This window comes from Pandoraea soli, assembly GCF_902459595.1.
Taxonomy (GTDB): domain Bacteria; phylum Pseudomonadota; class Gammaproteobacteria; order Burkholderiales; family Burkholderiaceae; genus Pandoraea; species Pandoraea cepalis.
On sequence record NZ_CABPSG010000006.1, the window covers coordinates 41,072 to 54,622 of the forward strand.

Consider the following 13,551-nt stretch of genomic DNA (forward strand, 5'->3'; position numbering starts at 1 on the left):
AGTCTTGCGACTGCGTCCCTTGGCGGGCATTGTGGCTACAACGAGAACTGCAACTGGGTACTGCCTGAGCTACTGAATCACCTTCAATCAATAAGCGCCCGCCACGCGGTGACGCGCCACGAAGTGCCCCGCGCCGACTTCCACCAGCGGCTGCACCTGCGGTTCATCGCCGACCGCGCGGATCGGGCTGGGAATCTCCTCCGTCAACAACTCGCGCTTGGCGTGACGACGCGACGGATCGGCAATCGGCACCGCCGACATCAGCTTCTTCGTGTACGGATGCTGCGGGTTTTCGAAGATGGCGCGACGCGGTCCGATCTCCACGATCTGGCCGAGGAACATCACCGCCACCCGATGGCTGATGCGCTCGACGACCGCCATGTCGTGCGAGATGAACAGGAACGCGATGCCGAACTCCTTCTGCAAATCGAGCATCAGGTTGATGATCTGCGCCTGCACGGAGACGTCGAGCGCCGAGACGGATTCGTCGGCGATCACGACCTTCGGCTTGAGGGCCAGCGCCCGTGCAATCGCAATACGCTGGCGCTGCCCGCCCGAGAACTCGTGCGGATAGCGCTGGGCGTAATCGGACGGCAGTCCAACCCGCTCGAGCAGTTCGGCCACGCGCCGCTCGGCCTCGGCACCGCTGGCCACGCCGTGCACGAGCAGCGGCTCCATGATCGAGAAGCCCACGGTGAGGCGCGGATCGAGCGACGCGAACGGATCCTGGAAGATGAACTGGATGTCGCGGCGCAACCGCTGCAGGGCGCGACCGGCGAGATCCTGGATCGGCTTGCCGCCGAATTCGATGGAACCGCCCTGGCTGGCGACCAGACGCAGCAACGCGCGGCCCGTGGTCGACTTGCCGCATCCGGACTCGCCCACGAGACCCAGCGTCTCGCCGGGATACAGATCGAAACTCACGCGCTCGACGGCGTGCACGCGGCGCTTCACGCCGCCGAACAACCCCGACGGCACATCGAAGCGGGCGACCAGATCCTTCACGCGCAGGATCGGGCCGGCGTCGGTCCGGACCGGCGGTTGCGGCGTTTCCGCTACGGGCTTGGCGTCGGCCGGGGCGTCGTAGCGCAGCAGTGGAAAACGCGCCGGCAGGTCGGTCCCCTGCATCGAGCCCAGACGCGGCACGGCCGAGAGCAGCGCCTGTGTGTAGCGCTCGCGCGGTGCCGCGAAAATCTCACGCGACGGTCCCTCTTCCACCGCGTCGCCGCGATGCATGACGAGCACGCGGTCGGCGACTTCCGCCACCACGCCCATGTCGTGCGTGATGAACACGACACCCATGTGCATCTCGTCTTGCAGCGCACGAATCAACTGCAGGATCTGCGCCTGAATCGTCACGTCGAGGGCGGTCGTGGGTTCGTCGGCAATCAACAGGCCCGGCTTGCACGACAGCGCCATCGCGATCATGACGCGCTGGCGCATCCCCCCCGAGAGCTGATGCGGGAAGCGGTCCAGCACGCGGCGCGCCTCGGGAATGCGCACGAGTTCGAGCATGCGCAGCGCTTCGGCACGCGCAGCGGCGCTATCTTTACCCTGGTGCAGGCGAATGGACTCGGCAATCTGCTCGCCCACCGGGAACACCGGGTTGAGCGAGGTCATCGGCTCCTGGAAAATCATCGCCATGTCCGCACCGCGAATGCTGCGCATCGTGCTGCCGCTCGCGCGCGTGAGGTCGACGAGCTTGCCATTGCGGCGGCGCATGACCATCGAGCCTTGGGCGATGCGTCCGCCCCCGGTCTCGACAAGGCGCATGGCGGCCAGCGACGTCACCGACTTGCCGGAACCCGACTCGCCCACGATGGCGAGCGTCTCGCCACGGTCAACATGGAAAGACAGGTCGCGCACGGCCGTGACCATGCGCTCGGACGTCGCGAACTGCACGGTAAGGCCGCGCACGTCGAGCACGCGCTCGTCGGGCAACGAAATCGTAGGGGTTGTCTTGCGCTCTGCCACGCCTGTCCTCGCTAATCTTCGCTTGCTGGTCTGAATCTTGATTCGGCGTGATGCCGGGTGATACCCAGTGATGCAAGGCGATACCGAGGGCCAGACCGATGACGGCCGGGCCCCGCGCCTTTGCGCGTTACTCGTGAATGGACGTCACGGGCGTCTCGCCCACGCGGGCCACGCCACGATACATCCCTTCGGTATTGAAGGGCAGTGCGACGTTGCCTTGCGCATCGACGGCGATCAGGCCGCCACGGCCCTGCACGCGCGGCAGCCGCTCGTGAATCACGCGCTCGGCGGCATCGGCGAGCGACAGGCCCGCGTAGGCCATCAGCGCGCCCACTTCGTAACACGCCACCGTGCGGATGAACGCCTCGCCGGTCCCCGTCGCCGAGACGGCCGCTGTCGCGTCGTTCGCATAGCACCCTGCGCCGATGAGCGGCGTGTCGCCCACGCGACCGACGGCCTTGTTCGTCATGCCGCCGGTGGACGTCGCGGCCGCCACGTGTCCATGCATGTCGCAGGCCACGGCCCCGACCGTCCCGAACTTGGTGTCCGGATCGATCGGCTCTTTCTTGAGCGGCATGTCGTGGTCGAGCGCAACCGCCGCATCGGCCAGCGCGCGTTGCCATTGGGCGTAGCGACCTTCGGTGAAAAAGTACCCCGACTCGACCAGTTCGGCCCCGTTGGCCGCCGCGAAGGCTTCCGCGCCCTCGCCCATGAGCAACACGTGCGGGCTATGTTCGAGCACCGAGCGGGCGGCGAGAATCGGGTTGCGCACGCGGTGCACGCAGGCGATGGCGCCCGCGTCGAGCGTGGCACCGTCCATGATGGCCGCGTCGAGTTCGTGTGTGCCCTCGTGGGTGAACACGGCGCCGCGTCCCGCATTGAAACGCGGACAATCTTCGAGGTGACGCACGGCTTCGGTGACGGCATCCAGCGCCGATCCGCCCGCGGCGAGCACGGTCTGGCCCGCGCGCAAGGCGTCGGCCAATGCCTCGTGATAGGCCGCGATTTCCGCCGGCGAGGTGTCGCGACTGATGGTTCCGGCACCGCCATGAATGGCGATGACCGCGCGTTGGGCGTGACTCATGAGGCTTTGTCCTTTCTGTCCTGGCGGCCCGGCGCGAGGCGGGGCGTGGCCGGTGAGGCCGGGTTCGGTTGGCTTTGCATCGTGACGCTTGCCGCAGTGGCAGCGTCGGTCAACACCTTCGCCGTGGCCGTGGCGGCCGCCGCGCATTGCGGCGTGACGACTTGGCCCACGGCCGATCCCGCCGGCACGTTAGCCAGGCGGCCTGCCGTGGCCGCCGGGGCCAGCGAGGACGAATCGAGCCACGGCAGCAGGAAGTCGGTGAGTTCCGTCGCGCGATCGACAGCGTGTTTGGCGCGTTGGGCAACGGCGTCGCACAAGGCGTCGATCATCGCCAGCACGCTCGCTTCCGAGTTGCTGGACAGCCGCGGCTTGCTGCGCACGAAAATCACGATGTCGCCAAGCGGAGCCAACGGCGATGTCGGGCTGTCAGTGAGCACCATCAAGGGTACGCCGCGCCCGCGCAGGCGTCGGCACAGCGTGATGGTGTCCGTCACGTATCGCGGGAAGGCGAGCGCGATCACCAGATCGCCCTCGCGCAGCTTGAAGAGCTGGCGCGCGGCATGCGTCGATCCCCCGGCGCCGACCACCGCCTGCACGTTCTCACAGTACGGATCGAGACCGTGATGCAGCAGGCCGGCGAGATAACCGCTCGCGCCCAGCCCCAGCACGTAGATGCGACGCGCCTGCAGAATCGCGTCGACGGCACGCTCGCAAGTGCCGGCGTCGAGCGTGCGACGCGTCCATTCGAGGTTCTCGGCGGCCTGCGCCAGAGACGCCGCCATCACATCGGCACTGGCGCTCGCCTGCGCTTTGCTCGTGCGCAGGCTTTCGATGGGGGCCAGTGTCGCCTCGAACCCGCGCACCATCGCGGCCCGGCATTGCGGATAGCCGTCGAAGCCGAGCGCGCGGGCGAAGCGATTGACAGTGGCGAGCGACACGCCGACGGCATCGGCAAATTCGTCGATACGCATGGTCGCCGCACGAAACGTGTTTTCGAGCACGAACGCCGCCATGCGCTGCTGCGCGGGCGTCAGATCGGGCATGGCGCGCACGATGCGCTCGGTGAGCGGCAAATCGGCGGGCAACGAATCGGCGTTAATCATGGACCAAGGCGTTCTATGGGTGACGAAGAAAGTATATTTTCATTGGCACCCCGTCAAAAGAAAAAAAATAGTTCAAATGATGGCGAGGCGAGCGCGCATCCCTTCAAGTTTCGCGGCAACCCCTGTCAAAATAGGGGGGAAGCCCGCCATCGAGACGCAAAAAGCGGTCATACTAGGGGAAACCCGAATGTACGAACTTGCCGGACGCTTTGCGATCCGACGTTAGGCGTACGGCGTCACCGCGCGGCGATTTGCGACCGACGTGAACCGTCAGGCCGCCGCATCACAGCACCGTCGAAGGATCTTCAGGGGAGGCGGGGTCGGAGGCGAGTCGTAACGTGCGGTAAACATGGCGTAGCCGAGGGCTTACATTTGCCCGGTACGCTGACGAGAAGCCTTCGCCTCAAGGAGCATGACCATGCTGAGCCCGCATGAAATCGCCACGCTGTTGCTGGCGGCCGCATCGCTTGGCCCTATCGACGCCGATGCACTCGAGCCACCGGACCTTGCGGCGCTGGAGCAAGCGCGTCTGGTGCATGTGAATGTCGACGAGGGACAAGCCAAAGTGATCGTGACCGAGGATGGTCGCCGCGTCTTGCATCGGCTGGGTCTGGCGCGAGCGGGCGGAAAGCGCGCGTAAACGCCGCGGCCGACGATGTCCGCCCGTGAGTGTCGGCAGGCAGCGACGCTGCCCGCCAAAGCGTCAGAGCGTTGCGAAGAAAAGGCTTAAGCGCGCGAGCACGATCAGCAGGATCTGCATCAGCAGGAACAGTCCCAACGGCGACAGATCGAAGCCGCCGACCATTGGAATGACGCGACGGATCGGGCGCAGCAGCGGGTCGAGCAAGTGCTGGAGAATCGGCATGGCGGCGGCACGCGGATTGACCCACGTCAGCACGGCCATCAGCAGCGTCATCCACATCACGAGGTTGGCGCCCCACTTGGCCACCAACACCAACGCCACCAGCAAGCCGCGCGGGAACACCGCGACCGGCGAGACGCCCACGACGGCGGTGATCAGCACCAGATAGACGATGCCGCACAGCCACGCGGCGATCAAGCTCGCCCAGTCGATGCCGCCCACGCCCGGCACGATACGCCGCAACGGCAACACCATCCAGTTGGTGAACTGGAACACCCCTTGTGAGAGCGGATTGCGCGGAGGCAACTGCGTCGCTTGCATCCACACGCGCAACAGCAACAACGCGCCGAATAGCGAGAAGACGAGGTCTAAGAGTAGACGGGCGATTTCGACAAGCATCTGGACTCCAACGGATGGTGCGGTCCCCCGCAAAGCGGGCATTGTCGCATGCGTTCGCCGAAGTTCAATGATCTCCCAACGCTTTCAGGGGATGCTCGCCTTGCGGCCACGGCGAGACGAAGAAGGCCTCGACCTGTGCCTGCGGGACTTCATCCAGGGTGGCGTAGCGCCATCGCGGCTGTTTGTCCTTGTCGATCAGCAGGGCGCGCACGCCTTCGACGAAATCACCGGCCGCGAACGCGTGATATCCCAGCACCAGCTCCATGCGAAACGCGTCGGCCAGATCGAGCCGACGTCCCTTCGCCAATTGCCGGTCGGTCACGCACAGGCTCAGCGGGGATCGCTGCTGCAACAACGCCAACGTGTCGACGGTCCAGGGGGTCTGCGCGTCGTTGGCAAGCGACGCCACAATCCCCGGCACGTCGATTGCGCTGAAATGTCGGTCGAGGGTGGCCCGCACGTGCGCCAACGGCGCGGCGTCGGTCCACGTGCGCCCCAGCGGGAGGATGATGGATCGAAGCCGTTCCAGCAGCTCGCCCGACGCAGATGCCGACGCATGGCGATCTGCCCGGCTTGCGTCGCCGGCATTGTGGGCCTCGCTCGCGTCGCATGCCGATCCTGCCCGTCCTGCGCCCCCAACCCCGCCCGCGCCGAGCCTCGCATCGCTGGCGGGGGCGCCCTCCGGCCAATCGAAATGCAAGAGTGCCGCACGTAATTGCTGCGGCGCGTCTCCTTCGAGCCAGACGTCGGCGAGCCCGCAATACAGGGCGTCGGCCGCGGTAATGGTTGCGCCGGTCAGACCGAGGTAGCGCGCCAGCGTCGGTGCCAGATGCCCGAGGAACCAACTGGCGCCCACGTCCGGGAACAGGCCGATGCCCGTCTCCGGCATCGCCAGTCGGGTGCGATCCGTGACGATGCGCAGCGCCGCCCCTTGTGCGACGCCCATCCCGCCTCCCATCACAATCCCGTCGAGCAAGGCGATATATGGCTTCGGATACCGGTGAATCAGATAGTCGAGACGGTATTCGTCGATGAAGAACGCCTGGTGATCGCTCGCGTCGTTCACGCGGCTTTCATAAAGCGCTCGCACGTCGCCGCCCGCGCAGAAAGCCTTTTCGCCCGCACCTTCGATCAACACGGCCCGCACCGCGGGGTTGTCTGCCCACGCATTGAGCTGGCGCCACATCGATCGCACCATGCCGTGCGTGATCGCGTTCAACGCTTTCGGCCGGTTCAGGGTGATAACGCCGAACCCATTGACCACGTCGAACAACACTTCGTCTTGCGCCTCGACGGCGCGCTCATGCTGAGTCACTCCCCCTCCCCCTTAGCCCTGCTGCGCCGATCGTCGCCGCCAGGCCCATCAATTCGTCGCCGGATCGCTTGCCACGTTTGCCGTTTCGCGATCAGTCCAGCGCGCGGGCGATGACCTGACGCTGAATCTCGCTGGTGCCCTCGTAGATCTGCGTGATGCGGGCATCGCGGTAGTGACGCTCCACCGGATAGTCCTCGAGATAGCCGTAGCCGCCGTGTATCTGGATGGCGTCGGAGCACACCGACTCCGCCAGCTCCGACGCGAACAGCTTGGCCTGCGACGCCTCGGACAGGCACGGCAATCCCTGCGTGCGCAACGCCGCCGCATGCAGGATCAGGAATCTTGCCGCGTTGATGCGCGTCGTCATGTCCGCCAGCATGTTCGCGATACTCTGATGCTCACGGATCGGCTTGCCAAACTGCTGGCGCTCGCCGGAGTACCGCAGCGCCGCTTCGAACGCCGCGCGCGCCACGCCGAGCGCGAGCGCGGCAATACCGATCCGCCCGCCCTCGAGATTGGACAACGCAATCTTCAGTCCCTGCCCCGGTTCGCCAAGCAACGCATCGTCGCCCACCTCACAGTCGACGAGGGTGATCGGGCACGTATCCGATGCCCGAATGCCCAGCTTGTGCTCGGGATGCCCCACCTCGAACCCAGGGGTCTGCGTCGGCACGATGAACGCCGAGATGCCGCGCTTCCCGGCCGCGGGGTCCGTCACGGCGAACACGATGGCGATCGCCGCGCGCTTGCCGTTCGTCACGAACTGCTTGCTGCCGTTGAGCACCCACTTGTCGCCGCGGCGCTCGGCACGCGTTCGCAGATTATTGGCCTCCGACCCGGCCTGCGGTTCAGTCAGGCAGAACGCCCCAATTTTCCGACCGGCAGCCAGATCCGGCAACCAACGCTCACGCTGCGCGTCGGTGCCGAATTTCAAAATCGGCCCGCAACCTACTGAGTTGTGAACGGACATCATCGTGGCTGTCGACGCACAACCGACGGCAATCTCCTCCATCGCCAGGGCATACGCCGTGTAATCCGTGTACGAGCCGCCGTACGTTTCGGGCACCATCATCCCCAGCAAACCGAGATCGCCCATTTGCGCGACCATGGCGTCGGGCAACGCGCAGTCGCGATCCCATTGCGCGGCATTTGGCGCAAGCTGCTCGCTGGCAAACGTGCGCGCCATGTCGCGAATCATGCGTTGGTCTTCGGTATAGAAATCCATGTTCTGTCTCCCGCACCCTGACGTTATCCGAAGGGATCGCCAGCACCAGTGCCCTATCGATGGGATCAGTGTAGGGATCGCGCCGCGTCGGCACCATAGCCAAAAGCAGCAAATTGCATGAGCGGAATTGCCATCGGAAACGGACGAAGCCGCCCTCGGTAAAACCCTCGGTTCGGTCTGCGTCACCGAAGCGCCTGGCCCGGTGGGGAGCCCCGTCATCATTCAAGTCCCCACTGACAGAGTGGATAAATCCCTCACATACTCTGACCCGTTTGGGCATTGCCTCTCGCCGACGCCACGCATTAGGATGAATTTTGCCAATGCCGAGTGAGCGCCGCGTCCCAGATCAAGACGGCGCCACGGCGGTCCGCGATGCGTGCCCGAGCCTTTCCATCATAGGCGCGCTGTTGCGGACCGGCATCCGACTACAGGAGACGACCCATGACTGCCGACTACGCCGACACCTACCGCGCGTTCGACCTCGACGCGACCGTGCGCGCCACGCTTGCCGGCCAACTCGACGCGATGAACGCGTGCGTCGAGTGCTGCGACCGCCACGCGCTTCCCGGGCGCATCGCCCTGTTCTGGGAAGGGAAAGACGGCACGAGCCAGACGTGGACGTTTCGCCAATTGCAAACGCTCTCCGCGCGCTTTGCCAATTTCCTTCGCGAACAGGGCGTGCAGCCCGGCGACCGCGTGAGCGGGCTGTTGCCGCGCACACCCGAACTGCTCGTGACGATTCTTGGCACCTGGCGCGCGGGCGCGGTGTATCAACCGCTCTTCACGGCCTTCGGTCCGAAGGCCATCGAACACCGGTTGCACAGCGCCCAGAGCAAGCTCGTGGTGACCGACGGTGCCAATCGGGCCAAGCTCGATGAAGTGGCCCAATGCCCGCCCGTCGCCATCGTCAGCGGGCCGCGCGGCCAAGGGGTGCGCCGGGGCGACTTCAGCTTCTGGCATGAAGTCGAGCAACACGCCCCCGACTTCGCGCCGGTGCTGCGCCGCGGCGACGATCCGTTTCTGATGATGTTCACCTCGGGCACGACCGGCGCCGCAAAGCCGGTCATGGTGCCATTGCGCGCGATCCTGGCGTTCGTGGGCTACATGCGCGACGCCGTCGATCTGCGACCGACCGATACGTTCTGGAACATTGCCGATCCGGGTTGGGCCTATGGCCTGTACTACGCCGTGACGGGCCCGCTCGCGATGGGCATTCCCACCACCTTCTACGACGGCCCCTTCAACGTCGAAAGTACGTACCGGATCATCCAGAAACTGGGTATCACGAATCTGGCCGGCTCACCGACCGCCTTTCGCCTGCTGATCGCGGGCGGCGACAAGGCGGCCGCGCCCGTGAAAGGACAGCTGCGCGCCGTGTCCAGCGCGGGCGAGCCACTCAACCCGGAAGTCATCCGCTGGTTTGCCGAGCACCTCGGCGTAACCATTCATGACCACTATGGGCAGACCGAACTCGGTATGGTCGTCTGCAATCACCATGCGCTGGCCCATCCCGTGCAAGCCGGCACTGCCGGCTTCGCATCGCCGGGACATCGCGTGGTGGTGCTCGATGACGACGGCCGCGAGTGCCCGGTCGGGCAGCCGGGCGTGCTCGCCCTCGATCGACGGCAATCGCCGCTGATGTGGTTCGGCGGCTACTGGGAGCGGGAGACGCCCGCGTTCGTGGGCGAGTACTATCTTTCCGGCGACACTGTCGAGCGCAATGAAGACGGCAGCATCAGCTTCGTCGGACGCAACGACGACGTCATCACCTCGGCCGGGTATCGCATCGGGCCGTTCGATGTCGAGAGTGCGCTGATCGAGCATCCCGCGGTGGTCGAAACCGCCGTGGTCGGCAAACCGGATCCGGAGCGCACCGAACTGGTCAAGGCGTTCGTCGTACTGCACCCGCAGTTCGCGCCGACGGACGCACTCGCGCAGGAACTGCAGGCGCATGTCCGCCACCGGCTGTCCACGCACGCCTATCCCCGTGAAATCGAATTCGTCGCCGAACTGCCCAAGACACCGAGCGGCAAGCTTCAGCGCTTCATTTTGCGCAACCAGGAAATCGCCAAGGCCGCGCAGACATCGGCCAACGCAGTCTGAGCAACGTTTTGTTCCTTCAGGAATCGCAGCCCATGCAAATCAAGGATCGTGTCTTTCTCGTCACCGGCGCATCGTCGGGTCTCGGTGCCGCCACCGCGCGCATGTTCGTCGACGCGGGCGCGAAGGTCGTGCTCGGTGACATCAACGCCGACGCCGGCGCCCAACAAGCCGAAGCATTGGGCGACGCCGCTCGCTTCGTCGCGACCGACATTACCCGCGAAGACGACGTTCAGCGTCTGGTCGATACCGCCAAAAGCGCGTTCGGCCGCCTGAACGGCGTGGTCAACTGCGCCGGGCTCGTCATGGGCGAGCGCATTCTGGGCAAGCAAGGCCCGCATCGGCTCGACAGCTTTGCCCGCATCGTCAACGTGAATCTGATCGGCACCTTCAACGTGCTGCGCATCGCGGCAACGGCCATGGCCGAGGGCGATGCCGACGCCGAGGGCGAACGCGGCGTGATCGTCAACACGGCGTCGGTCGCCGCGTTCGACGGGCAGATCGGGCAAGCGGCGTATGCGGCCTCGAAGGGTGGCGTTGCCGCCCTGACGCTGCCGGCCGCGCGCGAACTGGCGCGCGTGGGCGTGCGCGTGGTGACGATTGCGCCGGGCATCTTCGAAACGCCGATGATGGCCGGCATGACACCGGAGGTGCAGGCCGCGCTGGGCGCTTCGGTGCCGTTTCCACCGCGCCTCGGCCGCCCATCCGAGTATGCCGCGCTGGTGCGCCACATTGTCGAGAACGTCATGCTCAACGGCGAAGTGATTCGTCTCGATGGTGCGCTGCGCATGGCACCGAAATAAGTCGTCGCGAGTATCGTTGTCGTACGCCACACGCGAATTCGGAAAACGCCGATCTCGTTTTCGGACGGCATCGGAAGCGTCGTCGGGGGCCGCACTGCTAGAATCGCTGCGTCCCCTTGCTACGATGTTCCGTTTCGCGACGCATGGAAAAAGGCAGCATTTCGATTCATTTCGTGATTAACGCGTTGGCGCATGTCGAGCGACTCGGCGGCGATCCGGCGGCATTGCTGCACGCCGCCGATATCGCGCCATCGCTGCTCGCGCACCCGCAAGCCCGCGTTTCCGCGGATCGTTATGCGCACCTGTGGCGGCTGATCAGTGTCGCGCTCGACGACGAATTCTTCGGGCAAGATTCGCGCCGCATGAAAGTCGGCAGCTTTGCGATGCTGTGTCATACCGTCGTCGCGTGCCGCACCCTTGAGCAGGCGCTGCAACGTGCAACGCGTTTCATGGGACTCTTGCTCGACGACCTGCAAATGCATCTGGTTCGCGACGGCGCGCTGGCCCGACTCGAAGTCCGTGAGCGCGCGGACGAGCAGTCGCCACGGATCTTCGGGCACGAAACGCTGCTGATTCTCTTCTATGCGCTGACGTGCTGGCTCATCGCGCGTCGCGTGCCGTTGAGCACGGCCCATTTTTCGTTTCCCGAGCCGGTCTACAGCGACGAGTATCGGACAATGTATGCCCCGCGTCTGGTCTTCCACGCGACACATACGGCCATCGAATTCGATGCGGCCTGCCTGGACTTGCCGGTGGTGCAGAACGACGAGTCCGTGAAGGAATTCCTGCGCGCGGCGCCGGGCAACATCATCCTCAAGTACAAGAATACGAAGGGCATGGTCGCGCGCGTGCGGCGGCGTTTGAAGACGATGCCGACCGATCACTGGCCGGCCTTCGAAGCGCTGGCGGGCGAGTTCCACACCACACCGTCGACGCTGCGTCGGCGACTGGAGGACGAGGGACAGTCATATCAGTCGATCAAAGACCAACTGCGGCGCGATTTCGCGATTCACGCGCTATGCCACACGTCCAAGCCGATGCTGGAGATTGCCCTGTCGCTGGGCTTTGCCGATCCGAGCGCGTTCTTTCGTGCGTTCCGAAAATGGACGGGGGCGCGTCCCGGCGACTATCGCCGACAAGCCGTGGCCGCGTGACGCCGATCTGGCCGTTCAAACCGTGCGCGCATCCGCGTTGACACCATCGCCCTCGCCCCGCTCACCCCGCTCACCCCGCTCGCCGGGCGCGTCGTCATCGAGCTCGATGCGCTTGACCTCGCCCAGCAGCAACAGGTAGCACAACACGCCAGCGATCGCGAAGAGACTGATAAGCCCGAGCGCCCAGCCGAACGAGCCGGTCGCCTTGACGATGAACCCGATCGCAATCGGCGTGACGATGCCCGACAGGTTACCGGCGAAGTTCACCGCCCCGCCCGTGATGCCCACCATGCCCTTCGGCGCGATGTCAGCCACCAGCGACCACGAGGCCGAGGCCACGCCTTGCGCGAAGAACGCGAACGACATGATGGCGATCACGAGGCCGTTGGCGTCGGTCAGCACGCTGAGCGACATGGTCGGCACCAGCAACAAGCCGGTCACGATGGGCGTCTTGCGGGCCGTCCCCACCGCCACACCGCGACGCAGTAACCCGTCCGACAGCAAACCGCCACAGACCACGCCGATGGAGGCCGCGACAAACGGCACGGACGTCATGCCGCCCGCCTTGAGCACCGTCATGTGGCGCTCGGTGATCAGGTACGTCGGGAACCACGTGAGGAAGAAGTACAGCGACGAGAGCGACGCGAACTTGCCCACGCAGATCGCGATGATCTGACGATTCCGGAATAGCGCCAGCAACTTGCGCCACGGGAAAGCGTTCGCGGCGGACCGATCGGTTGGCGCCACCTCGACAAGCGCCCCACCGCGACGAATGTGCGCCAGCTCGGCGGCGTTCACCCAGGCACATTGATCCGGGTCGCGATAGCCGACGAACCACACGCCCGCCCAGACAATGCCCAGGAGACCGGTCGCGTAGAAGATCTCGCGCCAGCCCCACGTGTGGGCGATCCAGAACAGCACGGGCGTGAGGGCCGCCATGCCGATGTACTGGCCCACCAGATAGGCACTGGTGGCCACCCCACGCTCACGTTGCGCAAACCAGATCGAGACCACGCGGTTGTTGACCGGGAACGTCGGCGCTTCGGCGATACCCACGCCCAGACGCATGGCAAACAACGCGGCAAATCGCGAGGCGAAGCCTTGCATGAACGTCAGCACCGACCAAGCGAGAATGGCGACGCTGTAAATCGCACGCGTACCGAAACGGTCGATGACCCAGCCGCCCGGAATGTTCGCGATAACGTAGGTCCACGCGTACGCCGAGAAGATAAAGCCCAGCGCGACGGGGTCCAGGCCGAACTCCTGCTTGAGCATCGGGGCGGCCACGGAGAGATTGGCGCGGTCGACATAGTTGATGACCGTGCCGACGAAAACCAGGAGGAGCATCCAGAAACGCACTCGCGATGGGCGCTGAGCCGCGAACGGGCGCAGGGAAACTGACATGATGAGTCTCGTGATAAGCCGCAGGACGGCGGCACCTTGTTCGCCTCACATTAACCAAATATGGAACGATGGTTATCAGGCGAAACAATTATGACGAAGTGGTTTCAGCGAGACAAGCGCAATCTGGA

11 protein-coding genes are annotated in these 13,551 nt (G+C 65.2%); 4 read left to right on the forward strand and 7 right to left on the reverse strand.

What is annotated here, in order from left to right:
* Positions 1-87: 87 nt before the first annotated feature.
* The 3 genes from PSO31014_RS12265 to PSO31014_RS12275 form a co-directional block, all read right to left on the reverse strand.
* The gene (locus PSO31014_RS12265) at positions 88-1,974 is read right to left on the reverse strand and encodes a dipeptide ABC transporter ATP-binding protein (RefSeq protein WP_150551880.1); all 1,887 of its coding nucleotides are present in this window, start codon (positions 1,972-1,974) and stop codon (positions 88-90) included.
* Positions 1,975-2,101: 127 nt separating this feature from the next.
* Positions 2,102-3,058, reverse strand: a complete 957-nt coding sequence (locus PSO31014_RS12270) for an isoaspartyl peptidase/L-asparaginase family protein (protein WP_150551881.1) — start codon at positions 3,056-3,058, stop codon at positions 2,102-2,104.
* Positions 3,055-4,161: a MurR/RpiR family transcriptional regulator gene (locus tag PSO31014_RS12275; RefSeq protein ID WP_150551882.1), complete on the reverse strand. Its 1,107-nt coding sequence runs from the start codon at positions 4,159-4,161 to the stop codon at positions 3,055-3,057. The genes PSO31014_RS12270 and PSO31014_RS12275 overlap by 4 nt, the downstream gene beginning before the upstream one ends.
* Positions 4,162-4,579: 418 nt before the next feature.
* On the opposite strand from PSO31014_RS12275, the gene PSO31014_RS12280 reads away from it, so the two are divergent.
* Positions 4,580-4,801, forward strand: coding sequence for a hypothetical protein (locus PSO31014_RS12280; protein WP_150551883.1), 222 nt, complete (start codon positions 4,580-4,582; stop codon positions 4,799-4,801).
* Positions 4,802-4,864: 63 nt separating this feature from the next.
* On the opposite strand, the gene PSO31014_RS12285 is transcribed toward PSO31014_RS12280, so the two are convergent.
* The 3 genes from PSO31014_RS12285 to PSO31014_RS12295 form a co-directional block, all read right to left on the reverse strand.
* On the reverse strand, positions 4,865-5,422 hold the full coding sequence (locus tag PSO31014_RS12285; protein ID WP_150551884.1) for a YggT family protein: 558 nt from the start codon (positions 5,420-5,422) through the stop codon (positions 4,865-4,867).
* A gap of 64 nt (positions 5,423-5,486) precedes the next feature.
* Positions 5,487-6,737, reverse strand: coding sequence for an enoyl-CoA hydratase/isomerase family protein (locus PSO31014_RS22655; RefSeq protein ID WP_150551885.1), 1,251 nt, complete (start codon positions 6,735-6,737; stop codon positions 5,487-5,489).
* 91 nt (positions 6,738-6,828) lie between these two features.
* Positions 6,829-7,962, reverse strand: a complete 1,134-nt coding sequence (locus PSO31014_RS12295) for an acyl-CoA dehydrogenase family protein (RefSeq protein ID WP_150551886.1) — start codon at positions 7,960-7,962, stop codon at positions 6,829-6,831.
* 441 nt (positions 7,963-8,403) lie between these two features.
* Here PSO31014_RS12295 and PSO31014_RS12300 point away from each other — a divergent pair, with 441 nt between their 5' ends.
* The 3 genes from PSO31014_RS12300 to PSO31014_RS12310 all read left to right on the forward strand — a co-directional run bounded on the left by PSO31014_RS12300 (position 8,404) and on the right by PSO31014_RS12310 (position 12,019).
* The gene (locus PSO31014_RS12300) at positions 8,404-10,065 is read left to right on the forward strand and encodes an acyl-CoA synthetase (RefSeq protein WP_150551887.1); all 1,662 of its coding nucleotides are present in this window, start codon (positions 8,404-8,406) and stop codon (positions 10,063-10,065) included.
* Between the two features lie 32 nt (positions 10,066-10,097).
* Positions 10,098-10,865 carry a 3-hydroxyacyl-CoA dehydrogenase gene (locus tag PSO31014_RS12305; protein WP_150551888.1) on the forward strand — a complete coding sequence of 256 codons (768 nt, stop codon included), beginning with the start codon at positions 10,098-10,100 and terminating at the stop codon, positions 10,863-10,865.
* Positions 10,866-11,008: 143 nt separating this feature from the next.
* Positions 11,009-12,019 carry an AraC family transcriptional regulator gene (locus tag PSO31014_RS12310; protein WP_150551889.1) on the forward strand — a complete coding sequence of 337 codons (1,011 nt, stop codon included), beginning with the start codon at positions 11,009-11,011 and terminating at the stop codon, positions 12,017-12,019.
* Positions 12,020-12,034: 15 nt separating this feature from the next.
* Here PSO31014_RS12310 and PSO31014_RS12315 read toward each other — a convergent pair whose 3' ends face one another.
* A complete protein-coding gene (locus PSO31014_RS12315; RefSeq protein WP_150551890.1) occupies positions 12,035-13,423 on the reverse strand; it encodes an MFS transporter in 1,389 nt (462 codons plus the stop codon).
* Positions 13,424-13,551: the final 128 nt, after the last annotated feature.